The following is a 25,329-nucleotide window of genomic DNA, read 5'->3' as shown; positions in this document are numbered from 1 at the left end:
ATGTCACCTTCATCGCTCCTGGGTAGATGAAGGGGTTTTTCGTAGAACAGCGTTTACCATGCTGATTTCGCAGCATTTTGCGTGGCCACTCCGTGGCTGTCCAATATTGGGGCAAGGTGGCCCGGAAACGCCGCATCTAAGCCGTTCCTCCACACCGCCTGCGCAATAATCCTGCCTACCCCGCGCCACGGCCTTCCCCTCGGGAAGAGCCACGCAAATGCCGTCCGGTTTGACGGAAAGCGCGAAGGCATTCGCACCGGATCAGCGCCAGCCACCCGGCCGGGCACTAGCGGATTGCGTTCGCTCGCTGTCGCATCGTACTAGCCAATAGCGTGGATGCACACAGCGCTCCTTCGACCAAGCGCCGGGAAGATCGTGCTAATTTCCTACGCCGGGTTCTGAAACCTGCCTGCTGCACGAGGAGGCCGCAACGTGAATGGCACGAGGCCAACCGACTTGACCGAGCGGACTGCGCCACCGTTCGCCCATGTCATCGATCACGACATCGCGACGGGCCCTGCCACCGCGACCGGGCTGCCCGACGACGCGCCGGTCCTGCTCTGTCTATGGCGCGGCGACGTGCCGGTCGCGACGGTCTGGCTCCCGGCCACGGACCGACGCGATGCGCTGCTGGCGGAAGCGATTGCAACCGCGCCCGAGGCGGCACCGCAAGCGGCCGTGGCGCCGCGATCGACCAGCGTGGTCATCTGTACGCGCGACCGCCCCGACGAGCTTGCACGCTGCCTCGCCAGCCTGCCCCAACAGACCATGCCGCCCGGTCAGGTGGTGGTGGTCGACAATGCCTCACGCGACGACCGGACGCGGCAGGCGGCGCTGGCGGCCGGCGTGACCTATGTGCGCGAGGATCGCCCCGGACTGGATTTCGCACGCAACACCGGCGCGCTCGCGGCCACGGGAGAGATCGTCGCCTATACCGACGATGACACCGAACTGCATCCGCGCTGGCTGGAGCGGACGGTCGCGGCGTTCGATCGCGCCGACGTGATGGCGGTGACCGGGCTCGTGCTGCCCGCGCGGCTCGACACCGAGGCGCAATGGCTGTTCGAGACGGAATGGGGGTTCGGTCGAGGCTTCGCACGGATTGATTTCGACCAAGCATTCTATCGTGCCAGCCGTTCGCACGGCTGTCCGGCATGGGACGTCGGCGCCGGGGCGAACATGGCGTTCCGGCGCGAGATCTTCGGTCGGATCGGGCTGTTCGACGAGCGGCTCGACGTCGGCGCGGCCGGCTGTTCGGGCGATTCGGAATATTGGTATCGCGTCCTGGCGGCGGGGTTCACCTGTCGCTACGAACCCGCGGCGGTGGTGTGGCACCACCATCGCCTGTCGCTCGACGGATTGAAGAGCCAGATCTACCATTACATGCGCGGCCATACCGCGGCGTTGATGGTGCAGCACGAGCGGACCGGTGATCGTGGCAACCTGCGCCGCGCCTTCATCAGTATGCCCGCTTATTACGCGCGGCTTGCGGCGCGCCGCGTGCTGAAAGGCTCTAGCGCGCGCGACCGGATGCTGGCGCAACAGGTCGGCGGCGCGATCGCGGGCATCTTCTTCTACCTGCGCGCCCCCCGCCCGTCCAAATAGATGCCGCGGGTCTCCGTCATCCTGCCAGCGTTCAACGCCGCCGATACGATCGCGGCGACGCTCGCGAGCGTCATGGCGCAAAGCTTCGCCGACTGGGAAGTCCTCGTCGTCGACGACGGATCGACCGACCATACGATCGCGTCGGCCAGCCGGATCGCGGCCGGCGACACGCGCATTCAACTGATCTCGCAGCACAATCAGGGCGTGTCCTCGGCACGCAATCACGGCATCGATAGCGCCGGCGGCGAGCTGCTGCTGTTCCTCGACGCCGACGACACGATTGCGCCGGAGCATCTCGCACTACTCACCAACGCGCTCGACGCGCACGACGCAGAGGTCGCTTACTGCGGCTATCAGCGGATCGGCAGTACCGGATCCGCGCTCGCGCCGGTGTTCGAAGAGGGGATCGCCGACGCGCCGTTCGAGGCGTTCGCGCACGCCAACAAAGTGGCGATCCATTCGGTACTCGTGCCACGCGCCCTCGTCCGTGCGGTCGGCGGGTTCGATCCCGGGCTGGTCACGTGCGAGGATTGGGACCTGTGGCTCCGTATCGCGCGCACCGGTGCGCGCTTCGTCGGGGTCGCGACGCCGCTCGCTTTTTACCGGATGCAGCCGCGCTCCTTGTCACGCGACTTCACACGCCTCACCGCGGATGCCCTCGTCGTATTGGCGCGCGCGCGGACGAGCGACGATCGCGTCGCGGCGACGCCTGCACACCAGGACGGGTCGGCCTATGACGTCGCCATCGCGGCGGGGCATTTCGTCATCTGGGCCGCGACTGCCGCAGCAACGGCGGGACAGCCGGTGGCGCCGCTCGTCGCGATGCTACCCTCCACCGATTTCGCAGACGCCGAGACCGACGTCGTCGCCACGCTGCGGGATGCGCTCGCGATCGGCGGCGAAAGCTCCGATGCGCTCGGCCGTCTGTGGGAGGGCGCGGCGCCCGCGCTGGCCCCGCTGCTGGCTGCGATCGAGCGCCACGCAAGCCGCGCCGGGGTCGCACGCCGTATCGCCTACGTGCTTGAGCGCGACATGGTGCGCAACGACCCGCTCGACCGGCCGCTGTTCCTCACCACCGTCTGCGGCGTGCGATACGACGTGGCCGCATTGGACAAGATCGAGCCGGGCAGCGCCGACCTGCTCCATCTCCGCGTCGACAGCGCAGGTGCCCCGCTGTTCACGCACGAGCTGCCGCTGCTCGGCGGACTCAGCGCACGCGATGTTGCGCAGCATGTGCTCGCGACCTGCGGCTGGGACGATCTCGCACCACGCGTGCGCTGGATGCAGCGACGCGGCACCTCCGCACGCATTCTGGCACGGCGGCTCCCCGGCGTGGTCAAGCGCGTCTCGCGTCGCCACGAAGGACGCGCAGCGTGGCGCGCGCTCACGACCGAGGCATGGCTGACCGGCCACCCGGACGTCGTGCATGGCCCGCGCGCGAGCGCGGTCGAGGCCGATGTCATCCGCGACGCCACGGAGCGCTGCGCCGCGGTGCCGCCGTGCCCGGCGCCGGAGATCGCGCAGCGACACCTTCCTGCGGGCGATTATTCGCGCGACTATTGGGAAAGTTTCTTCACCGCCAGCGACGATCCATGGAGCTATGACGACACCTACGAACGTCGCAAGTACGAGCAGACCCTGGCGCTGATCGCCGACCTGAACGTCGAACAGGCGCTCGAAGTGGGTTGCGCCGAAGGTCATTTCTCCGCGCTGCTGGCACCGCATGTCGGCCGGCTGGTCGCTGCGGATATCGCACAGGTCGCGCTGGATCGCGCCGCGCAGCGGTGCGGCGCTCACACCAACGTCAGCTATCGCCAGCTCGACCTTCAGGGTCCGCTGCCCGGTGGGTTCGATCTGACCGTCTGCTCCGAAGTCCTCTATTACGTGCAGGACGCGGACAGCCTTCTTCGTGCCGCGAAGGCGCTGCGCGACACGCTGCGTCCCGGCGGGCATCTGCTCTCCGCGCACTCGCTGGCGGTGCAGGACGATCCCGCATCGACCGGGTTCGACTGGGGCTTCGCCTTTGGCGCGGACCGGATCGCCGCGGCCTTTGGCGAGGCGGGCGGATTGGTGCTCGAGCGCTCGCTGCGCTCCGATCTCTACCGCATCGACCTGTGGCGGCGCGACGATACCCCGGCGACATCGGCGCCAGCGGTCGAGTGGATCGACGCCGCGCTTCCACCCCGATGTACATCGCACGATCCGCTGGGGCGGGATCGAGGCGCGCGCCGAGGAACTGTGCCGCACGCAGGCGACCCGCGCGGTGCCGGTACTGATGTATCACAGCGTCGCCGCCGGTGATGCGGGGGCGCTGGCGCGTTGGCGCGTCGCCCCCGACGCGTTCGAGGAGCAGTTGCGCCTGCTCCGCCGCCACGGCTGCTACGCGCTCAGTGTCGAGGCACTCGGATGGTATCACGCGCGCGGTGAAGCGGTGCCCGGCCGCCCGGTGGTCATCACCTTCGACGACGGCTTTCGCGACCTTGTCGAGACAGCGTGGCCGATCCTGTACCGCAATGCGATGATCGCTGACGTCTTCGTCGTCACCGACCGCGTCGGTGCGCAATCGGACTGGGATCGACGGCTGGGAGAACCCCAACTACTGCTTGATTGGAGCGGCCTCGCCACACTGCACGCGCAGGGGCTCGGCGTGCACAGCCACCTCGCCTCGCACCGCCACGTCGACTCGCTCACGACGCGCGAACTGCTCAACGAGGCGGTCGCATCGCGTGAGACGATCGCGCGGCGGCTGAGTGGAGAGGTGCGCGCGCTGGCCCCGCCTTATGGCGGCAGCGACGAGCGCGCGGTGCGCCTCTTCGATGCCGCCGGCTATCATCTCGGCTTCACCACGGAGAACGGGATGGCGTCGCTTGACGACCATTCGCTCCGGCTTCCCCGCATAGAGATTCATGGCGACATGACGATCGCGCAATTCGCCGAGGCGGTGGGGCTCGCATGAGCGACACGGTCAGCGTCATCATCCCGGCCTATAACGCGGCCACGACGATCGACCGCACGCTGGACAGCGTGCGCGCGCAGACGTGGCGCGACCTCGAGATCATCGTCGTCGACGATGGGTCGAGCGACGATACCGCTGCGCGCGTCCTGCGCCACGTCGCGGAGGATGACCGCATACGACTGTCGGTGCAGCCGAACGGCGGCGTGGCGCGCGCGCGCAATTCCGGGATCGACCAGGCACGCGGTGCGCTGGTCGCGCCCGTCGACGCCGACGACCTCTGGCACCCCCGCAAGATCGAGTTGCAGGTCGCCGCGCTGCGCGCCGGCGGCGATAACGTCGGGCTGGTCTATTGCTGGTTCGCGGTGATCGACGACGACGATCGCATCATCCATTGGGGAAGCCATCCGCGCGACGAAGGCGACGTGCTGGAGCGGATGTGCCTCGGCAATCTCATCGGCAATGGCAGTGCCCCGCTGATGCGACGTGCCGACGTCTTGGCGTGCGGCGGCTACGACCCGATGCTGCGCGACAATGATGCGCAGGGGTGCGAGGATCTCAAACTGTATTTCGCGCTTGCCGAGCGGTCGCGCTTCGCGCTCGTCCCGCAAACGCTGCTGGGCTATCGCTGGTCCCCCGCCAATATGTCGAGCGACGGGCGCCGCATGTTGCGCTCGTACGATCTGGTGATGGAACCGAATGCGCTGCGCCACCCGCAGCATCGACGCACCTTCGCACGCGGGCGGATCTACCTGTTGGACTGGCTGCTGGAGCGCGCGCTGCGCTACGGCAAGGCCGCAGAGGCGGGTGCGATGTATGACGAACTGTACCGGCAGGATCGGCTGGCGGCGCTGCGCACCGCAGTGCGCGTCCCGAAGATCGTCGCGCGCCGCCTGCTTTCGCGCGGCGAGCGACGACCGCAGACGCGGTTCGAGGATATCGAGGTCGGCGATGCGCTGGAAGTTTGATCGCCGGCGCCTGGAGCCGATCCTCGCACGCTATCGCCCCTATGTGCCGGTGCTGGTGCTGCTGGGTGTTGTCGGATCGGTCGCCGAAAGCCTTGGGCTGAGCCTGATCGTGCTCCTGCTCAACGCATTGCTGGGGAACACCGGCTTCTCGTCGGTGCCGATGACGGGCACGCTCGGCCGGATCTACCAACAGGCGTACGCGCTGGTCGACGGGCGCGCGGCGCTGCTCGCCGGGCTGGTGCTACTGCTGATCACCGCCCGCTCGATCACCAACGTCATCTATGCCTTCATCAGTTCGTGGCTGCGCCATTCGCTTAGCGACGATGTCCGTGGACACCTTCATGCGGAGCTGTTCGACCTGCCATATGGCTGGGTGCGCGAACGCGACATGGGCGAGTGGATGACGGTCCTGTCCGCCGATAGCTGGGCGATCGCCGATGCGATCTATGCGCTCTCGCGCGTCGGCACCAACATCTGCTCGATCGTGATCTTCGGCGCGTTCGTCGCGGCGATCTCTCCCAGCATCGCGCTTATCGCGGTCGCCGGGTCGGTAGCGATCTTCGCCGTGGTGGAGCGTCTCGGCCGGCGGGCCGCCGCAATGGGCGAGCGCGCGGTCGCCGACAATATCGCACTCACCGATCGCATCCTCTCAGGGTTGCAGGGGATGCGCACGCTGCGCGCCTTCGGCGCCGAGAACGACGAAAAGCGCCGGTTCCGCGCGACGTCGCAGCACGCCCGCGACGGGTTCGTGGCGATCGACCGGCTGCAGGCGCTGCTGTCGCCGATCACCGAGATCAGTTATCTCGCCCTGCTGACCGGGCTGGTGCTGGTATCGGGCCCGCTGGGCGTGACGATCCCGGCGACCATGACCGCGGTGCTGCTGCTGTACCGGATGCAGCCGCACGTCCGCGAACTCGAAAGTAATCGCATGGCGCTGATCGGGCATCGCGCGTCGCTGCAACAGGTCGCCCGGCTGCTGGCGCTGCGCGACCGCGGCGTGCCGCCCGACGGGGAGCGAACGCTCACCAGCGTGCGTCGTGCGATCCGGTTCGATCGGGTGACGTTCGCTTATGGCGAAACGGATGCGCCCGTGATGCGCGACCTCAGCTTCGAGCTGCCGGTCGGTGGCGTGACCGCGATCACCGGCCCGAGCGGCGTCGGCAAGACGACCCTAATCGGCCTGCTGCTGCGGCTTTATCGGCCCGACACCGGGCGCATCCTGGTCGACGACGTGCCGCTCGACGAGATCGCGCGCGCCGATTGGCTGGCGCGCGTCGCGCTCGCCGGGCAGGACGCCGACCTGATCGGCGGCTCGATCGCGGACAATCTTCGCGTCGGGCGCGCCGACGCCAACGAGGCGGCGATGCGGGAGGCGGTGACGCTCGCCGGTCTGGACAGCTTCATCGATTCCTTGCCGCAGGGCTTTGACACCGAAGTCGGCGATCGCGGGCTCAACATGTCGGGCGGGCAGCGTCAGCGCATGGGGCTGGCGCGCGCGCTGCTGCGCGACCCCGACGTGCTCGTCCTGGACGAGGCGACCAACGCGCTCGAGGACCGGCTGGAGCGCGACGTCTACGATCGACTGCGCGCCCGCTTCGCCGATCGCATCATCGTGCTGATCACGCACCGCGCCGCCGGCCTGCCGCCCGCCGATCACGTCGTTCGGCTCGGTCCGCCCCCGGCGATCGGTTAGGGTCGCCCGGTCCGCGGCTCCCGCCAGGCAAGGGCGGTGCGGACGATCGTGTCGATGTCCGAATGCGCCGGCTGCCAGCCCAGCACTCCCCGCGCGCGCGTCGCCGACGCGACAAGCACCGCCGGATCGCCCGGCCGTCGTGGCCCCGCTCGACCTGCATCGGCGTGCCGGTCGCGCGTTCCACCGCGGCGACCAGTTCGAGGACCGACGTGCCGGTTCCGGTGCCGAGATTGATGATGTCCGCGCCCGCCGTATCGAGCAGCCGCGCCGCGGCGCGGACATGCGCGTCGGCGAGGTCGGTGACGTGGATATAGTCGCGGATCGCGCTGCCGTCGCGCGTGTCGAAATCGAAGCCGTTGACCCGGAAGGCCGGCCCGCGCCCCAGCGCGGCGTCGAGCGCAAGCGGGATGACATGGGTTTCGGGATCGTGGTTCTCACCGATCTCGCCCGCGGGATCGCACCCGGCGGCGTTGAAGTAACGCAGCGCGGTGGAGGTGAAACCATGCGCGACGGCATAATCCTCCAGCATCCGCTCGATGATGAACTTCGACCAGCCATAGGGATTGATCGGCCGCTGCGGATGGCCCTCGTCGATCGGGAGGTAAGTGGGATGGCCGTAGGTGGCGCAGGTGCTGGAGAACAGCAGCCGGCGCACATCGGTCGCACGCATCGCCTCCAGCAGTGCCAGCGTACCGGCGCTGTTGTTGTCATAATAGAGTTCGGGCCGCTCGACCGACTCCCCGACGTAGGCGAACGCGGCGAAGTGCGCGACCAGATCGGGTTGGTATTCGCGCAAGGCCGCCTCCACGGCACGACGGTCGTCGATGCGTGCGCGGACCAGCGGCCCCCATTTCACCGCCTCGGCAAACCCGCGCGAGAGATCGTCGAGCACGACGACACGCCAGCCCGCCGCGGCGAAGCTTTTGCAGCAATGCGAGCCGACATAGCCCGCGCCACCGGTGACGAGCACCGTGCCGCGTCGATTATCGCTCATCTGCCTTCTCCTCGTCGACGTCGCCGCGCGCCCTGTACCGGGTCGAAAATCCACGCAGCCGCTCCATCCGCGATCCGTCGCGGCGCGACCAGCCGGCGCACCGCCCGACCGGCGAGAAGCGCTGCCTGCTTCGCCGTGGCGCTTGCGCCCAGCGTCATCATCGCACGCACCGTCGCGACCCCGCCGGCACGGTCGCCGCTCTTGAGCTGGCGTTCCAGCAACAGCCGCAACATCCTGACGTGGCCGCGTTCGAGCGCATTACGCAGGTCCGGTCGCCGCTGCGCGATCTCGTCCGCAACGATGGCGCGCGACCGCAGCATCTGTTCGATATCGGACGACATATTGCCGCCGTAGACCCGATAGGCGGTAAGATAGGCCGGCACGAGCCGCGCCGGGTGGCGCTCGATCAGCCCGAAATAGAGCTTATAGTCTTCGCACCCCTGCGCTGCGCGGTCGCGGAGCGTGGCGTCATAGCCCCCGAGATCGAGCACCGCCTCGCGCAGCATCAGCGGCGCGCTGCCGCTGCCGACCAGATTGTTGTAGCACATGTGCCGGACGAGATTGTCGCCCTCGGGCAGGTTCCGCCGCCAGTGTCGCACGCCATCGTTCTCGTCGATGGTGACGTACCAGCTATAGACCAGCGCCGCCGGCGCCGCGCCCGCCAGCGCAACGTCGAGCTGCCACTCGATCTTGTCGCGCGACCACAGATCGTCCGCATCGATCGGCGCGACATAGCGCCCGCGCGCGTGCGAGAGGCCGGTGTTGCGCGCACGCGCGACCCCGCCGTTGGGCTGGGTGACGACCCTCACGCGCGCATCCTCATGTGCATGTGCTGCGGCGATGTCGGCCGTCGCATCGCTCGAACCGTCGTCGACGACGATGATCTCGAGCGCCTCATGGCTTTGTGCGCGAATGCTGCGCAACGTCTCGTCCAGATAACGTGCGGCGTTGAACGCCGGGACAATCACCGACACCAGCTCGTTTTCGTGCGCCTTCACCCCCGGCGCTCCGTGTCGGATATCATCAATGTTCGCGCCTCCCCCAATCGACGCAGCCGCGCTGTTCGCGTCGGCGATCTGCATCCGTCCATCGCGCGAAGTCGGCGCCGCAAGTGTGTCGGGATTGACACGCCGATGGACCTCGGCGGCCAATGCAAGCGCGTTAGCCCACATCCGCCAGCCCCTGAATTATGACAGATTTAGAGCATGTTAGCTGAACCGAGTCTCTTCGTTTCGAAGAGATCGGCGGCGCGAAGTGTCCCATTTTCAGTCAAAGCGCGGGGTTCAGAGTATGAAGTCCGACCCGACCAGCGCCGCCGAACCGATGGTGACAAGTGCGATCGTCAGGTCGGCGGTGCCATCTCCGTCGACGTCACCCTGCACGATCCAGCCATCGCCCAGCGCCGCGGCGCGGAGTTCACCCGCGATATGGCCGAACTCAGCGCTGCCGATGAAACGGAACGCATCGTTCCTGGCGGTGCCGGCGATCGCGTCGATCTGCGACAGGTCGATACGATCACGCTCCGCATGGCTGAAGTCGACGATCCGGTCGCCGATCGTTTCGGCGAGGCTCGCGAAGACGAACTTGTCCGCGCCGGCGCCGCCGATCAGCGTGTTCGCGCCCAGCCCGCCCGACAACACGTCCGCACCCTCGCCCCCGTCGAGCGTGTCGTCACCGGCTCCGCCGTAGATCGTGTCGTTGCCCGCCATCCCGAAGAGCTGGTCACCGCCGTCCGATCCGACGATCCGGTTGGCAAGCGCGTTTCCGATGCCGATGACGCCTGTCGCACTGTCGAACAGCAGGTTCTCGACCTCGTCGGCAAGCGTGAAGCTGCCCGATGCCTTGACGGTGTCCGTTCCGCCGCCTGCAAATTCGACGACCTGATCGCGGCTGTCGTCGACGATATAGGTGTCGTTGCCCGCGCCGCCGATCATCACGTCTGAGCCCGCGCCGCCGTCGAGCAGATCATTGTCATCGCCGCCATCGAGCAGGTCGTTGCCCTCGCCGCCATACAGCTTGTCGCTACCCTTCCCGCCGTCGAGCCGATCGTCACCCGCCCCGCCATAAAGGAGATCGGCACTGTCCTCGCCGAACAGCAGGTCCATGCCGTCATCGCCGTACAATTTGTCGTTACCGTCGCCGCCGAACAGCATGTCGTCGCCATCGCCGCCGCGCAGATCATCGTTGCCCGCGTCGCCATACAGCCAGTCGGCCAGCGATCCGCCGTCGAGCCGATCGTTGCCACCGCCGCCGTGCAACTCGTTGGCTGCCGTGGCGCTCCCGGTGATAATGTTGGAAAGCGCGTTGCCGTCGCCGCGCACGAAGCCCGCCGCCGTCACGAGCGTCAGCTTCTCGATATGCGCATCCAGCGCGAAGCTGACGGTCGAAATCACCTTGTCGGCACCCTCGTCCTCGTTCTCGATCACCTGATCGGCGGTGCTGTCGACATAATAGACGTCGTTGCCGGCACCGCCGCGCAACACGTCGTTACCCGCCCCGCCATCGAGAATGTCCGCGCCTGCGCCGCCCGTGATCGTGTTGTCGAGCGCATTGCCCGTCCCGATGAAGCTGCCGGCGCCGGTGTAGATCAGGTCCTCGACCGCTTCGCCGCGCGCCGCGAGGCTGAATTGCCGCAGCGACGTACGGATCGTGTCATGGCCTTCACCCGGAAGCTCGATCACCACATCGCCGCTCTGGTCGACGACATAGACGTCGTCGCCGAGGCCGCCGATCAGCCTATTGTTGCCCGCGCCGCCATCCAGCCAGTCGTCACCGTCGCCTCCGGTCAGCGAGTCGTTCGCGGCGGTGCCGATCAATGTCTGCGGGATCGCCGCAGCTGGCGCTGCGGCGGCAAGGCCGACGAACTGTTCGCCCAATGCGGTCAGCGATCCGTCGGCATTGAGCAGGCCGGTGTTGAGATCCCATTGGTCCAGCCCTTCATAGGCCGCGAACCACGACTGGCGCTCGACGAACGACAGATCGTCCATCATTCGGGTCGCCGCGACAAAGAACGCCTGTTGCTGCTCGGCGCTGAAACGCCCCTCGTTGGTCCAGTCCGCCAGCGACCATTCGGTCACCCACACCGGCTTGCCATAAGCGGCATGGACGTTTTCCAGGAAGGTGCGAAACGCCGTCACGCTCGGGTCCGCCGAATAATAATGCACCGCGACGAAGTCGACGCGGTAGCCGGCGTCTTCCGCCCCGGCCATGAACCGCCCGAGCCAGCTCTTCTCGCCCAGCGCACCGTTGATCGTGGTCGCAGGCGAGCCGAGCCGCTTGCCGGTCTCCATCAGCGCCGGCCAGAATTTCAGCGCCTGCTCGACCGACATATTGGCCTGATGCCGATCGTCGGGCTCGTTGAACGTCAGCAGCACGGGCGAAGCGGTCGCGGCAACCTCGGCGAGCCGCATCATATCCGCGGCGCCCCAGACCATCGGCACGAAGTCCGCGGTCGTCGCCGTCGTCGGCGCCTGCCGATCGAAATCGCCGTTCTTGAGCAATTCTACGGCACCGACACGGACCGAGACGTCGTCGAGCGCAAAGCCGCCACCCGCGTCGGCATAAGCGATCAACCTGGCGCTGGTCGTGCCAGCCGGGGTGATCGCGTCGAGGGTGAAGCTGCCGCCTGCGCTGTCGATCGGCACGTACGACCCGCCGACGACCCGCCCGCTGGCGTCGAGATAGTCGAGGACGATCCCGCCGCTGCCGCTCGCCCCCGTCGCGGCGAAGCGCAGCGTCAGCGATTGGTCGCCCGCGATCCCGATGTCCTGTATCGCCCAGCCGTCGGCGCCGCCGTCCAGCCGCAGTTCCCGGTCGCCACCATCACCCGCCAGCGCCGCGGCTGCCCCAATCGACCAGCCCGACACCGCCTCGCGCGGCAGGAACGCGGCCCAGGTGTAGAACCAGGCGGCATGCAACGCATCGACACCGCCGATCATCGCGTCGAGACCATAGATAGGGTAGGTACCGATGCCGATCTTCTCGGGGTGGTCGATGATGTCGGCACGCAGCATGGAGGATCCTCAAAAACAGGATCACCGCGGCTAGGGCGCAATCGTTGAAATCCCTTGAATTTTGCCACCCCGACCCGGCAACGTCGCAGACGGATACCCAAGCGAAAACGGACGTTTAGGTGTATCCTGCTGCACGAGGCACGCAGGCTGTCGCGATGGTCATGCTGCCGTAGCAACGAGGAGGTGGCATGAGGAACACGACGTTATGCGGGGCAGTCGCACTGACCAGCCTCTTCGCGCTTCCGGCGTTCGCGCAGGATCGCGCATCCGACGATCGCCCCTCGCTGCAACGCGCCAGTTTCGACGGCGGCCCGGCGATCTCTCCCTCGAGCGCGACGGCGACCGTATCGGCGAGCAGCGTCCCGCAAGCGATGGAGCGGCTCAGCGGCGACGATACGCGCCTCGATCTGTCGCTGGGCACGCTGTACGGCGCTGGCAAGTTCGGCACCAACTCCACCACGACCATCTGGAGTTCCGCGGTCAGCGCGCGGGCGCACTTCAACAACCTGACGCTTTCCGCCTCGTTGCCGTGGATGCAGATTCGCAGCCGATCGACGATCGTCACCGGCATCGACGCCACGCCGGTGCTGGTCGCGGCCAATACGTCCGCGACGAAGCGGACGGTCGACGGGTTCGGCGACCTGACGCTCGGGGCGGCCTATACGATCGCACCCGCGGGTTCGCCGGTGGAAGTCGAGCTGTCCGGGCGCGCGAAGATCAACACCGCGAGCCGCAGCAGCGGCCTGTCCAGCGGCGCAAACGATTATGCCGTAGGCGCCGACGTCTCCTTGCCGCTCGGCACTGTGACGCCCTTCGCCTCGTTCACGTACCGCTTCCTGGGCGACACGAACGCCTATGTGCTGCGCAATGGCCCGGCCGCCTCGACAGGCGCGTCGGTCGCCCTGGGACGCGAGGCATTCCTCGTCGCCTCCTATCATTATTCGAGCGCCGCCACGCGTCAGGTCTCCGCGGCGCACGAGCTGTTCGCGGGCGCGTCGCAACGGCTCGCGGGAACGCCGCTGCGCCTGACCGGCTTCGTCACCACCGGGCTGTCGCGCGGGGCGGCGGCAATCTCGGGCGGAGCGTCACTGTCGATCGGGCTCGGCCCGCGTTCCGGCATGTAGTGTACGCCGGAACCGGCAAGAGCGACTGACGGCCATGCAACCCGACCACCATGAAGAGGCGCGCGAGCGGATCTACGCCATCGGCGACGTCCATGGCCGCCTCGATCTGTTCGGCGAACTGATCGCGCGCATCGGCCGCGATCAGGAATGCAGGGCGGCGGTCCCGACCAAGATCATCCTGCTGGGCGATATCATCGATCGCGGACCCGATGGCGCCGGCATGGTGCACGGGTGCATGAAGCTCACCGCCGCAAGCGACCGCTTCATGGTCCTGAAGGGCAATCACGAAGAGATGATGGTACAGGCGCTGGACGGCGATTTAAAAACTTATCGCGCGTGGCTGGAATTCGGCGGGCGCGAGACGCTGCTCGGCTGGGGTGTCGATCCCGCCGCCGTCACCGCCGACGCGACCCGGTCCGACCTGCGCCTTGCCGCCCAGATCGTCGGCCCGGACGTGCTGGCGTGGCTCGACCAATTGCCGCTCCATCATCGCCACGACGATTTCCTCTTCGTCCACGCCGGCATTCGCCCCGATGTCGCGCTCGCGCACCAGCAACCCGCCGACCTGCTGTGGATCACCGACGATTTCCTCGCGTCCGATATCGATCATGGCATGACGGTGGTGCACGGACATTCGATCAGCGAAGCCGGTCCGGAGGTGCGCTCGAACCGCATCGGCATCGACACCGGCGCCTTTCGCACCGGCCGGTTGACCGCGGTAGGGATCGAGAACGGCGATGTCTGGTTTATGGATACAGCCGAACACGAGGATGCCATGCCGCTGCCGACGACGATCTTCCCGGGCGAACGATGATGGCTCGTCTCCGCGCCTTCGACGATGAACGGCTGAACGCCGATCTGGCGGCGATATTGCGCGGGCCCGACGGCATCGACGCCTTCTCGTCCGGTCGTCGACGCGCCGGCTTGGCGAAGGCACTCAGATCACCGGCGGCATCGGCGACGATCGGCGTGTCGTTATTCCTCGCGATGCTGGGGACCACCGCCTTTCTGATGTACCAGCCGCGCACCCCCGCAATGGTCGAAGCCGCGCCTGCGCCTGCGCCGGCGATTGCGGCGCAAGAAGCAGCGCCGGCTTCCTCCGAAACCATGACCGCCGTCGCCACCGCGGAGCCTGAGGTCGCGCGTGAAGCGCTCCCGAGGCCGCGCCGGGCCACTGCTTATGCGAGCCGCACCGGCAAATATCACAAGGCTCGATCGCAACCGCGAAAAGTCGCGTCCGTCGAGACGATCACACCGCCGGCCGTTGTGAAAGCGCAGAGAGAACCTGACATCAGCCAGCCGGTCGACCTTGCGCAGAACATCGCTCCGCCGGTGCAATCGGCGCGTGCCGACACCATCGCCGCACCGACAACACGCGAAGACGTCGGACCGGACCGTCAGGCGGCGCAGGCGAGGCGCGAAAGCGTGGCGGCGATCCGTGCCTTGCGGCGCGAGTGGTAGTCCCGAACCGGCACAGTCGCCCGCTCAACTATCGTAATAATCGGAAAAGCCGACCTTTCTCCGCCGGTTCCACGTCTTGAGCGCCCAGATCGACAGGATGACCCCGCTCAAGGGTACGATCGTCAGCAGCAAATTGGCGACGGTCAGCTGCATGACGTTGGCGATCACACACGAAAGCGCTGTCGCCGCAGTATAGAAGATGCAGGCCACCTTCACCCGGCTTCGCCTGACACGCTCCAGCGCCGGAAACGGCAGGACGACGATCATGGCCAGCACGCCGAAGCACATCGGGACAAGCGCGACGATCGGCAAGTCGTTGATATACGCCGACACGCCGACGATTATTGCTACGGCCACCGAAATCAGACAGAATATTCGTAACAAGCCCATCGGCGACTTTCCTGTGCGAGCGCTCAGCCGCCGCTTGGGTCGTGCGCTGCCGGCGCCGAGTCAAGAGCAGAGTGGTTGCCCGCAGGAGCGCCGCGCCCGGCGGCACTGCTGATCACCGACTGCCCCACCACCTCTCGGCCTGCCCTACGCGCATCGTCCGTCTGGGTGCGCCGCCACGGATCATCCGCCGACATCATCGATCGGCGTACCTCGGACGGTGTTCCTTCAACGTACGACCTGACCAGCGACATCCTTTCACTCGAATATCGTCCCTCCATTGGGACGGCACCGAAACGTCGGGCGCAGGCGCTTTGTTCATGGGGAGCCGATCGCCCCGCCGGGTGCCACCCCGCCTCGACCGCATAAGCGCAAACTCTTGTATGCACTTCCGAAAACACCCGCACGGCGCGGCTCGGCAGAAAAAGCGCAGCGCGAGGCACGAGTGTGGAGTGTTAGCCGCGCCAGCCCCGGCCGGAGGCCACGGGTCGTTACGATCAGCACACCCGTTTCACTTCGCAAGTGCAGCAGTAACCAGTAAACAGCTTTGAATTCATTGGCATACCTTTCGAGCGTCATTCCGGCCTTTCTTTTGGACCACAACGGCAGTTGCCAATTTATCACTCTCCTTCCCAAGTAGGCCAATGATGCCGCCGTCGCCATTGGCCTTGATGCACATTACCTTTATCAAGCGCCCCCAGTCGTCCTTGCAACGGCCGACGTGATTGGGGAGAGTATTATGTCTGATCGCCGCGCGCTCCGCGCTTTGCTGTTGGCTGGCTGTGCAACCCTGTCGCTGCCCGCCTATGCGCAGACCGCCACCACACCGGAGCAGCAGCAAAGCGATCCGCAGCAAGGCAATGGCGTCACCGCCGACGAACCCGGCCCCGACATCATCGTCACCGGTCAGACCACCCGCAACCGTCCGCTGATCACCGCATCGGCCGACATCACGCTCGCCTCGCGCGACCTGATCGATCGCAAGGCGCCGCGTTCGACCGCCGAAATGCTCGAACTCGTGCCCGGCATCTTCGTCGAAGGCACCGCCGGTGCGGTCTCGAACAATTACTCGGTGCGCGGCTTGCAGGGCGGCGGTCAGCGCTTCGTACAGTTGCAGGAAGACGGCATGCCGATCCTCTACGGCGGTGGCGGTGCGGACTTCTTCTTCGACCAAGACCTGACCATCGACCGCCTTGAGGCGGTAAAGGGCGGTTCGTCGGGCGTGCTGACCGTCAACGGCGCCGGTGCGACGATCAACTTCGTGTCCAAGACGCCGAACTTCGATCGGATCGAGGCGATCGGCCGGGCGACCTATTATAATTACGGCATGAAGCGCGGCGACCTCTATCTGTCCGCCCGCTCACCGACAAGCTCGCCTTCAGCGTCGGCGGCTATTATCAGTCGAGCCCCGGCATCCGCGACAATCCGTTCGACTATAAGGGCGGGCGTGTGAAGGGGATGCTGGAATATCGTCCGGAGGCAGGCGGTTACATTCGTCTGTCGGCCAAATACGGCAATCTCGAAAACGCTTATTATGCCGACCAGCCGTATCTTTATTCGAACGGCAAGCCCGGCGGCATACCGAGCCTCGACACGCAGTTCGGCAACGTCGGCGGCGACGCGTTCCGCAACATCCAGGTGCCGGTATCGACCTTCGCCCATCCCAGCGGCTTCCGCCCGTTCCGGTACGAGGATGGCATCACCTCGAAGAACGCCGAGGCGCGCATCGACATGGAGGCGCCGGTCAGCGACAGCCTGCGCCTATTCCTGCACAGCCGCTACATCAAATATTCGTACGACTTCAACGGCCTGTTCCCCGGATCGGGGACAGGCAACGCCGGGCTGACCAGCGCGGTCAATTATCTCACGCCGGGCAGCAATTCACCGATCAACGGCCTGCTGACGCTCGGCAGTGCGGCCTTCCCGACCGCGGCGCGCTTCGGCATCCGCAACCTGCGTACGGGCGCGGTGCTGGGCTCCAACCAGACCGCCGCGCTGAACGCGCTCAACGGCAACGGCTTCCTGCAACGCACGACGCTGAACCACGACCGCGTCGACGGCAAGGATTACGGCATCAACGCCGGTGGCACCTGGGACTATGAGGGCGGCGGGTTCAAGAACTCGCTGACCGTCGGTGCGATGTACTACGACGTCACGCGCAATCAGGACCAGTCGGCGACCGCCAGCGTCGTCAACGACGTTCGCAGCAACAGCGACATCTATGACATCGTCGCGCTCGATAGTGCCAATGGCGTGATCGGTACGCTGACGGACAACGGCCTCGTCTCTTATGGCGATTGGGGCGCGGGGATCCGCAAGCGCAAGGATTCGGCCTTCTCGCTCTACCTCAACGATGAGCTGGCGATCGGCGACCTGCGTATCGACGGCGGCATTCGCTGGGAAAGCGACACCGCGACCGCGCTCGACGGGCAATCGCTCGCCGTCAACCAGGCGGTGCAGCCGGGCGTGGCCGGGGTCGTGCGTGACGTCGGCTCGTCGTTCAACGGCCTCTATGCGCCCGCCAACCCCAGCCGGACCGACCGTTTCGGGCGGCGTACGCAGTCGAAGGCGGCCTATTCGGTCGGCGCAAACTATCAATTCACTCCGAACTTCGCGGTCTATGCGCGCTACGCCGACGGCTTCCAGACCAACAACATCGATCCGATCACGACGATCGAGCTGTACGAGGCGGGCATCCGCTATCAACGCGGCAACATCATCAGCGGTTCGGCGACGGTCTTCCAGACCAACTTCCGCAACCAGAACTACAATTTCGCCAATCCCGAGAACCCGTCGCAGCAGCAGAACATCAACGCCGACCTGCGCACGCGCGGGATCGAGCTGGATCTCGCGATCCGGCCGATCACCTGGTTCTCGGTCGATCTGCAGGGTGTGTTGCAGCAGCCCAAGCTGCTCGACCTCCAGCTCGACGGCGTCAGCCAGGGCGCGGGCTACGAGGGCAACCGTCCAGAGCGCACCCCGCGCGGCTGTTCACAGTCACCCCGGCGATCAAGCTGCCCAACGGGCTCGGCGAGATCTACGGTCGCTACAAATATGTCGGCCGCATCTTCGCCGATGCGGGCAACGGCGTCGCGCTGCCCAGCTATGGCGTGACCAGCGCGGGCATCACCGTGAACGTCAACGACCATATCCAGGCCAATTTCAACGCCGACAACATCTTCAACGTCATCGGCCTGACCGAGGGCAATCCGCGGCAGGGCCAGACGCAGGCGATCACCAACGGCTATTTCTACGCCCGCGGGATCCCCGGCACGACCTATGGGGGATCGTTGACGGTCCGGTTCTGACCGCCGCTAACCGGGTGTCGAGGGGCGACGGGCGCGGCGATGCCCGTCCGCCCCTTTTGCGTGACGGAGAGACAGGATGAACATGCACGCGCGTACGGCAATGATCGTGGCATCGGCGCTTCTGGTCGGCGCGGCAGGCCCGGCGAGCAAGCGACCGGAACTCGCCTATCAACTAACCGAAGGCGAGAACCTCAACGCCTTCGTGCGTGAGGGGCCGGTCGCCGCGCACCTGCTGCTGCGCAACGGCACGCAGCCGCGCATTCTGATCGGCTTCCCCGCTGGCAACAGCGGCGTCGGCTTGTGGTTCGGGAAGACGGCCCCCTCGGTGACGTGGCGGCTCGATCAACCGCCGCAGCCGCTGACGCGCGGAACGTTCCACGGCGTCACCGCAATCGCGAGCGTCACCGCGCCGCGGCTCGAACCACAACCGGCGGTGCTGTCGAACATCCGCTTCCTGCGCGACTATCAGGCGGTCGGCACATTCCCCCGCGAGGTAGCGACCGATCCGATCGTCAGCGGCGATACAATGACGTGGCGACGCCCGCGCCTCGACGGAGCGCCCGGTTACGAATTGTCGTTGCGCGTCCTCGCCGGGCGGATCGACCGCGGCGCGATCGTCGCGGATCGCACCGGTCGCATCCGGCTCGCGATCACGGCGCTGACCGGCGAACGGCCGCTGACCCCGATCCCGGTCGGGCAATTGCTCAACGATCGCGCCGCCGCGGATCCCGCCGCGCGACAGGCGCTCGCCTTCCTCAGCTACCGCGAGAAGTTCCTCGCCGGCTCGTGGCGCTTCGATACCTATTTCGGGCGCGACACGCTGATGTCGGTGCGGCTACTGATGCCGGCGCTACGGTCGGTCGCGATCGAGTCCGGTCTCAACGCCGTCATCGCGCGCCTCTCGCCCGAGGGCGAGGTGGCGCATGAGGAAGGGATCGGCGAATATGCGATCGTCGCCAATCGCAAGGCCGGGCGCGACGGCGACGCCGCCGAGCTGGACTATGGCATGGTCGACGACGACTATATGCTCGCGCCGGTCGCCGCCGATTACCTGCTCGGCGCTGGTGCCTCGCGCGCTGCCGCCTATCTCGCGACACCGATCGCCAGCGAGCGCGTTCCGGGACAGCGCGAAGCGACCGGCGCGGCGCTGGTCCGCAACCTGCGGTTCGTGCTCGCGCAAGCCAGGCCGTTCGCGGATGCGCCGTCACCCCGCAATCTCGTCGCGATCAAGCCCGGGCGGATGACCGGCGAGTGGCGCGACAGCGAGGAAGGGCTCGGTCGCGGCATCTACGCCTATGACGTCAACGCCGCGCTGGTCCCGGCCGCGGTCGCCGCCGCCGATCGCCTGCTACGGGCCGGCCTGCTCGATCCGTATCTGACCGCCGCAGACCGGCGGGCGTTCGGCACGGCCGGCACGATCGCACAGGTGTGGCAGACCCGCGCGCCGCCGCTGTTCCGCGTCGCCATTCCCGCCGCCACCGCGATCGACGACGTGCGCCGCTATGCCGCGACGCTGGGCGTCCCCGCTGCCCCGGCGCTGGCGGCGATCGGGCGCGCGCCGGTCGTCTTCCACGCGCTGTCGCTCGACCGAGGCGGCACGCCGGTGAAGATCGTCAATTCCGACGAAGGGTTCGCCTTGCTGTTCGGGCGCCCGGATGCCGGCGACCTCGACACCTATGTCGGCGCGATCATGCGCCCGTTCCCGGCCGGGTTGATGACCGACATCGGGCTGCTCGTCGCCAATCCGGCTTACGCCGATGCCGCGGTGCAGGCGCGCTTCACCCCCGCTGCCTATCACGGCACGGTGGTCTGGTCGTGGCAGCAGGCGCTGCTGGCCGCTGGACTGGCGCGGCAACTGGCGCGCAGCGACCTGCCGGCATCGACGCGCGCGCGGCTGCGGACGGCGCAGGCGGCGCTGTGGCGCGCGATCGGCGCGGGCAAGGCGATCCGCGGCTCGGAACTCTGGTCATGGGCGTATCGCGACAACGGCTACCGCATCGTCGCGTTCGGCGCCGGCAAGTCCGACGTCGACGAATCGAACGCCGCGCAATTGTGGAGCACCGTCTACCTCGCGGTCCAGCCGCCGAAGGACCATTAGGGTTTGATCCAGCCGGGTTTATGCACCGCTATCTGTACCCCGGCGAAGACCGGGGCCCAGGTGCGAAGGCTGGGGAGATGAAGCGCGACGCACATCGTTAGCGTCCCCCATCTGGGTCGGCGTTGACGGATCACGTTGCCGCGACGATCTCTATTCCGCCGCGAAGAAGCCGGTGACCGTCAGCCGCCCGGTCACCGGATCGGACGGCAACACCGCCCCCGGCGGGATCGCCCCGGAGTGGAGCAGCCGGCTGCGATAGAGCAAGGCGCGATTATAGCTGCCGGGAAGGCTGGCGAGCTGCTCGAACAACGGGGTATCGCCAGCGACATACGCCCCCGGCGGCGGGGCGTCGGCGATCTCGCGGCGCAGCGCGGTGAAATACCCCTCGCGGCGGGTCGTGCCGACCGTCTCGAATCCGGTCGTGCGATGTCGGTAGAAGGCGGTTCCGTCGGTGCCGGCGGGAACCAGATAGTGGATCAACGCGAGCCGCCCCGCCTCGAACGCGTCGACATGCGGCAGCCGCTGCTCGATGGTCAGCGCGGCCGGCGCGGTGTTCACGATCGAAAACCGCGCCTCCAGCACCGACAGGCGCGTGGCACCGAACACCTCGCGCGCGACCCGCGCGATCAACGCGCCGTGCTGCCGCAGGTAATCGTCGGGCACGGCGGCGGCGATGCCCGGATAGTGCCGACCGGCGGGTGCGAACGCCTGTTGCGCCGCGACGCTACGCCACGCGCCCGGATCGTCGGCGAAGCCGTCGATGATCGCGACCGGCTCCCCTCCGATCCAACGCGACGCACGCTGACGCGGCGCGTCATCGCGCAGCCAGCACGGCATCGTGGAGCGGCAGCGTCGGCACCGCGCGCGCGATCACGCCCGCGATCTGATCGAGCTGGCGGCGGTTCGTCGTGGCGTCCAGCGTGCCGGCCAGCGGGGCATATGTGGTCGCGTGCACCCCCTGCCCCTCCAGCTCGGCAAGCCAGCTCGCCTCGCGGAACAGCTCGTCCGCGTCGAGCATCAACCGGCCGCTGCGCCGATATTGCGCTTCTTTCTCGACCAGCGTCTCGGGCAGCGGCATCGCCCGCGCGGCGCGCCACAGCGGCGCATCGTGCCCGGCGGTGGCATGGTAATGCAGGATCAGGAAGTCGCGGATCCCATCCATGTCGCGACCGAACAGCGTGTTGAACCGCCGGGCCAGCGCCGGATCGCAATCCGCATCGGGAAACAGCGTGATCAGCTTGGCGATCCCGCTTTGGATCAAGTGGATGCTGGTGGATTCCAGCGGCTCCAGAAACCCCGCGGCCAGCCCGATGCCGACCACGTTGCCGCGCCACGCCTCGCGCCGGAACCCCGCGGTAAAGCGCAGGAAGCGCGGATCGCCGAGCGCCTCGCCATCGAGATTGTCGAGCAACGTCGCCGCCGCCCCGTCGTCGCTCAGATGCGCGCCGGCGTAGACATAGCCATTGCCAGTGCGATGCTGGAGCGGGATCCGCCATTGCCACCCTGCGGCACGCACCGTCGAGCGTGTGAACGGCGTCGTCGCCGCCACGCGCGCGCACGGCACCGCCACCGCCCGGTCGCACGGCAGCCAGTGCGACCAATCCTCGAACGCCGCGCCCATCGCGCCGCCGATCAGGAGCGCGCGAAAGCCCGAGCAATCGACGAACAGCTCCCCCTCCAGCCGCTCTCCACGGTCGGTGGTGATCGCGGTCACGAAGCCGCTCGTCGGGTCGCGCTCGACGTCGCGCGCGACGCCTTCGTACCGCACCACCCCGCGCGCTTCCGCGATCGTCCGCAGATGCCGCGCGTACAACGACGCGTCGAAATGATAGGCATAGCCGAGCGTCGAAAGGATCGAGCGCGGATCGTCGACGGGCTTGGCGAACCGCCCCGCCGCCGCGAGTTGCGCCGCGAGCGAATAGGCCGACAAGGGCGCCTCCAGCCCATCGGCGCGCGCGCGCAGCCAGTGCTGATGAAACGGCACTGGCCCGAGATCGACACCGAACCGCCCGAACGGATGGAAATAGCGCGACCCGGGCCGCGCCCAGTCGACGAACTCGATCCCCAATTTGTAGCTTGCCTGCGTCGCGGCAACGAACGCCGCTTCGTCCAGCCCGATCAACTGGTTGAACCAGTGGATCGTCGGGATCGTCGCCTCACCGACCCCCACCGTCCCGATCGCATCGGACTCGAGCAGGCGGATCGACACCGTGTCGCCGAACGCCGCATTCAGCCCGGCGGCGGTCATCCAGCCGGCCGTGCCGCCGCCCAGGATCACGACATGTCGAACGCGCCGCGGCGCTGTGCTCGGATCGCCCTGCGTCATCGCCGTCGCTCTACCACAAGAGCAGCGGCATCGGGACTTCGCATCTGGCCCGCGCTGGAGGTCGCGATCCGCGCACGCCAGCCGCTCAGTCGCCGATCGCCAGCCGGATCGCCGCGATCTGCTGCGCGAAGCGCGCGTTATGCAATTGTCGCAACCGCTCCGTCTGCGCGAGCGACGCGGTCACCACCGCGGCGGGCGCAAGCTCATCGGCGCGGTGCATCGCCACCACCTCGGCGTCCGCCAGCGCGGCCAGCGCTTCCTCCGCGATCGCGTATAGGCCGTCCAGCGCATGATCCTGCCCGTCGGCCATCGACAGCGTCACCGACAAGGGCCGCAGCAGCCCACGGCGCGCATAGCTTTCCGCCAGCGCCCGCCCCGCGGTCACATCGGCGAGCGTCGTCTCCAGCGCCTCGCGCCACGGCCCGACACCATCGTCTGCGAACAGCGGCTCTCCGATGTCGCCCAGCGACCCGTCGGCCTCATCGACCGCCAGCCCCCCGCGCCCGCCGCATCGAGCCGCAGCGCGGTAAGCCCGGCGGCACGCGGCTGGCTCGTGGCGTGATACCCGGCCACCGAGACGAAAAGGTTGGCGGGCTCGATCAGCCCGACCAGCGCGACCAGCTCGAACGCCCCGGTCTGCGCGTCCTTGGCGAACAGCAGCGGCATGTCCGCCGCCAGCGCCGCGATCTCGCCGCGACCGACCGGCACCAGCCGCCGCTGCGCCGCGCCGCGCGTCCGATCGAGACGCAGCGCGCCGTGGCGCGGGGGTCGAGCGCACGCAACCGCGTCATATCGCCTGCATCCCGTGTTCGCGCACCGCGCGCAGCAGGTCGCGATGCTTCGGCAGTCGCTGCATCGCATCGGCGCGCATCCGCTCGTTGCGCGTGATCCAGCGTTGCACGAGTGCCGCCTCGGGGGCCGCACCGGCGTGCGAATAGCGGGTCGGATAGTTCATGCCGTGCAGCACATATTGATAGCTCGGCCAGCCGAACACCTCACGCGCATGGTCGAAATCCTGCGGTGCGGGCGAATGGTCGCGCCAGAGCGCCAGCCGCTCCGCAAGCCCGTCGGGCCAGGTCGCCGGATCGGCATGGTCGCGCCAGAACGCGCTGTCGGTGCGCCGCGTGATCGCATAATGCAGCTTGAGGAACTCGACGATCCGCGCCCAATGATGCGTGAAGGCGGCGTTGAACTGACGTGCGGCGATGTCGATCGCGCTGCGCGTGCGCGGCAACCGGTCGGCGATCGCGTCCATCGACGCCTCGATCAGCATCAGCGCCGACGCCTCCAGCGGCTCGACGAACCCCGCCGACAGCCCGACGGCAACGCAATTGTTCTGCCAGAAGCGTTCGCGATGCCCGGCGTCGATGCGCAGCACCCGTGCCGACAGTTTCTCCGCCGCCGGCCCGATGTAGCGGCGCAACGCCGCCTCCGCGGCATCGTCGCTCTGGTGCGCGCTGCTATAGACATGGCCGATCCCGCGACGCGTCCACAGCCCGATGTCCCAGATCCAGCCCGCGGACTGCGCGGTGGCGATCGTATGGCAGGTAACGGGGTCGTCGGGATCGTCATACGGCACCTGCATCGCCACCGCTCGATCGGCGAACATCACGTCGCGGCACGAGCGGAAGGGCACGTCGTAGACGCCACCGATCAGCAGCGCGGCGAAGCCCGAACAGTCGACGAACAGGTCACCCGCGATCGTCCTTCCATCCGCCAGTACCACGCCCGCAATGTCGCCATTGGCCGCCATCTCGGCGCGCACGATGTCGCCGACGACATGCGTGACCCCGAGCGCGGCGGTGGCATGATCGTGCAACAGGGTGGCGAACTTGCCGGCGTCGAGGTGGTAGGCGTAATTCGCCTGCCCGGCATATTCGGGCATGGTGATTGCCTTGGGCGCGCGCCCCGCGTCGCACAGCGTCGCCTGGAAGTCGGCCCATTCGGCGAAGTCCGCGCCGCCCGGCTGCTGCTGCCAATACGGAGCGAGATCGACCTCGGTCGCGCCCGCCGGCGGGTTGAGCGGATGATAGTAAGCGTCGCCCGCGCCGCCGTCCGCCCAGCCGACGAAACGCGCACCCTGTTTGAATGCGGCATCGCAGCCACGCACGAAGGCGGTTTCCGACAGGCCGATCTTGGCGAGCGTGTTGCGCATCGTCGGCCAGGTGCCCTCGCCGACCCCGACGGTCGGCACATGCGCTGACTCCACCAGCGTCACGGTCACGTCGCTGCCGCTCCGACGCGTCGCCGCGGCCACTCGACAGGCCGAGATCCATCCCGCCGAGCCGCCCCCGACAACGACGATCCGCCGCACCGGATGGTCTGCGCCATCGGCAGTGTTGCCCATTTCCCTCTCCCCGCCGTCAAGCGTGTAAACGTTTAACATCTATATTGCCGGT

At 67.5% G+C, this 25,329-nt stretch carries 21 protein-coding genes; 12 read left to right on the top strand and 9 right to left on the bottom strand.

The features are described 5' to 3' along the window. Positions 1-456: 456 nt before the first annotated feature. Genes QP166_RS00625 through QP166_RS00605 form a run of 5 tightly spaced genes read left to right on the top strand, consistent with a single transcriptional unit; the run spans position 457 to position 7,219 of the window. The gene (locus tag QP166_RS00625; protein WP_333914150.1) at positions 457-1,605 is read left to right on the top strand and encodes a glycosyltransferase family 2 protein; all 1,149 of its coding nucleotides are present in this window, start codon (positions 457-459) and stop codon (positions 1,603-1,605) included. Beyond that, positions 1,606-3,906 (top strand): glycosyltransferase, encoded by a 2,301-nt coding sequence (locus QP166_RS00620; RefSeq protein ID WP_333914149.1) that lies wholly within the window; start codon positions 1,606-1,608, stop codon positions 3,904-3,906. It begins immediately after the preceding gene. Continuing rightward, the gene (locus tag QP166_RS00615) at positions 3,869-4,561 is read left to right on the top strand and encodes a polysaccharide deacetylase family protein (protein ID WP_333914148.1); all 693 of its coding nucleotides are present in this window, start codon (positions 3,869-3,871) and stop codon (positions 4,559-4,561) included. The genes QP166_RS00620 and QP166_RS00615 overlap by 38 nt, the downstream gene beginning before the upstream one ends. Continuing rightward, positions 4,558-5,526 (top strand): glycosyltransferase family 2 protein, encoded by a 969-nt coding sequence (locus tag QP166_RS00610; protein WP_333914147.1) that lies wholly within the window; start codon positions 4,558-4,560, stop codon positions 5,524-5,526. The genes QP166_RS00615 and QP166_RS00610 overlap by 4 nt, the downstream gene beginning before the upstream one ends. Next, positions 5,510-7,219, top strand: coding sequence for an ABC transporter ATP-binding protein (locus tag QP166_RS00605; protein ID WP_333914146.1), 1,710 nt, complete (start codon positions 5,510-5,512; stop codon positions 7,217-7,219). The genes QP166_RS00610 and QP166_RS00605 overlap by 17 nt, the downstream gene beginning before the upstream one ends. Here the strand turns inward: QP166_RS00605 and galE are convergent. From galE to QP166_RS00590, 3 genes are all read right to left on the bottom strand, one after another. Next, on the bottom strand, positions 7,146-8,213 hold the full coding sequence (galE, locus tag QP166_RS00600; RefSeq protein ID WP_333914145.1) for a UDP-glucose 4-epimerase GalE: 1,068 nt from the start codon (positions 8,211-8,213) through the stop codon (positions 7,146-7,148). The two genes, QP166_RS00605 and galE, sit on opposite strands and share 74 nt — an antisense overlap. Then, a complete protein-coding gene (locus tag QP166_RS00595) occupies positions 8,210-9,211 on the bottom strand; it encodes a glycosyltransferase family 2 protein (protein WP_333914144.1) in 1,002 nt (333 codons plus the stop codon). The genes galE and QP166_RS00595 overlap by 4 nt, the downstream gene beginning before the upstream one ends. Positions 9,212-9,496: 285 nt before the next feature. Then, positions 9,497-12,226: a glycosyl hydrolase gene (locus QP166_RS00590; RefSeq protein ID WP_333914143.1), complete on the bottom strand. Its 2,730-nt coding sequence runs from the start codon at positions 12,224-12,226 to the stop codon at positions 9,497-9,499. Positions 12,227-12,414: 188 nt separating this feature from the next. Here QP166_RS00590 and QP166_RS00585 point away from each other — a divergent pair, with 188 nt between their 5' ends. The 3 genes from QP166_RS00585 to QP166_RS00575 are packed head-to-tail and all read left to right on the top strand — an operon-like array spanning position 12,415 to position 14,811. Next, entirely contained in the window at positions 12,415-13,350 is a 936-nt protein-coding gene (locus QP166_RS00585; RefSeq protein ID WP_333914142.1) for a hypothetical protein, read from the top strand. A 34-nt stretch (positions 13,351-13,384) separates the two neighbouring features. After that, the gene (locus tag QP166_RS00580) at positions 13,385-14,164 is read left to right on the top strand and encodes a metallophosphoesterase family protein (protein ID WP_333914141.1); all 780 of its coding nucleotides are present in this window, start codon (positions 13,385-13,387) and stop codon (positions 14,162-14,164) included. After that, entirely contained in the window at positions 14,161-14,811 is a 651-nt protein-coding gene (locus QP166_RS00575) for a hypothetical protein (RefSeq protein ID WP_333914140.1), read from the top strand. The genes QP166_RS00580 and QP166_RS00575 overlap by 4 nt, the downstream gene beginning before the upstream one ends. 24 nt (positions 14,812-14,835) lie before the next feature. Here QP166_RS00575 and QP166_RS00570 read toward each other — a convergent pair whose 3' ends face one another. Further along, complete coding sequence (locus QP166_RS00570) at positions 14,836-15,144, bottom strand: hypothetical protein (RefSeq protein ID WP_333914139.1); 309 nt, start codon at positions 15,142-15,144, stop codon at positions 14,836-14,838. A gap of 793 nt (positions 15,145-15,937) precedes the next feature. Here QP166_RS00570 and QP166_RS00565 point away from each other — a divergent pair. The 4 genes from QP166_RS00565 (at position 15,938) to QP166_RS00550 (ending at position 20,604) form a co-directional block, all read left to right on the top strand. Beyond that, positions 15,938-16,651: a Plug domain-containing protein gene (locus QP166_RS00565; RefSeq protein ID WP_333914138.1), complete on the top strand. Its 714-nt coding sequence runs from the start codon at positions 15,938-15,940 to the stop codon at positions 16,649-16,651. Between the two features lie 5 nt (positions 16,652-16,656). Beyond that, positions 16,657-18,312, top strand: coding sequence for a TonB-dependent receptor domain-containing protein (locus tag QP166_RS00560; protein ID WP_333917218.1), 1,656 nt, complete (start codon positions 16,657-16,659; stop codon positions 18,310-18,312). Continuing rightward, positions 18,309-18,506 (top strand): hypothetical protein, encoded by a 198-nt coding sequence (locus QP166_RS00555; protein WP_333914137.1) that lies wholly within the window; start codon positions 18,309-18,311, stop codon positions 18,504-18,506. The genes QP166_RS00560 and QP166_RS00555 overlap by 4 nt, the downstream gene beginning before the upstream one ends. A 76-nt stretch (positions 18,507-18,582) precedes the next feature. Then, positions 18,583-20,604, top strand: coding sequence for a hypothetical protein (locus QP166_RS00550; protein WP_333914136.1), 2,022 nt, complete (start codon positions 18,583-18,585; stop codon positions 20,602-20,604). A gap of 150 nt (positions 20,605-20,754) precedes the next feature. On the opposite strand, the gene QP166_RS00545 is transcribed toward QP166_RS00550, so the two are convergent. The 5 genes from QP166_RS00545 to QP166_RS00525 all read right to left on the bottom strand — a co-directional run bounded on the left by QP166_RS00545 (position 20,755) and on the right by QP166_RS00525 (position 25,277). Next, positions 20,755-21,441 (bottom strand): DUF6445 family protein, encoded by a 687-nt coding sequence (locus QP166_RS00545; protein ID WP_333914135.1) that lies wholly within the window; start codon positions 21,439-21,441, stop codon positions 20,755-20,757. Beyond that, on the bottom strand, positions 21,419-22,930 hold the full coding sequence (locus tag QP166_RS00540; RefSeq protein ID WP_333914134.1) for a tryptophan halogenase family protein: 1,512 nt from the start codon (positions 22,928-22,930) through the stop codon (positions 21,419-21,421). The genes QP166_RS00545 and QP166_RS00540 overlap by 23 nt, the downstream gene beginning before the upstream one ends. A gap of 85 nt (positions 22,931-23,015) precedes the next feature. Next, positions 23,016-23,387 carry a SapC family protein gene (locus QP166_RS00535; protein WP_443027234.1) on the bottom strand — a complete coding sequence of 124 codons (372 nt, stop codon included), beginning with the start codon at positions 23,385-23,387 and terminating at the stop codon, positions 23,016-23,018. Beyond that, positions 23,312-23,791: a SapC family protein gene (locus tag QP166_RS00530; RefSeq protein ID WP_333914133.1), complete on the bottom strand. Its 480-nt coding sequence runs from the start codon at positions 23,789-23,791 to the stop codon at positions 23,312-23,314. Before QP166_RS00530 ends, QP166_RS00535 begins: the two co-directional genes overlap by 76 nt. Next, positions 23,718-25,277: a tryptophan halogenase family protein gene (locus tag QP166_RS00525; RefSeq protein ID WP_333914132.1), complete on the bottom strand. Its 1,560-nt coding sequence runs from the start codon at positions 25,275-25,277 to the stop codon at positions 23,718-23,720. The genes QP166_RS00530 and QP166_RS00525 overlap by 74 nt, the downstream gene beginning before the upstream one ends. Between the last annotated feature and the right edge of the window lie 52 nt (positions 25,278-25,329).

Origin of the sequence: Sphingomonas sp. LR60 (genome assembly GCF_036855935.1) — a bacterium.
Taxonomy (GTDB): Bacteria; Pseudomonadota; Alphaproteobacteria; order Sphingomonadales; family Sphingomonadaceae; genus Sphingomonas.
This window is presented reverse-complemented; position numbering and strand designations above follow the sequence as displayed.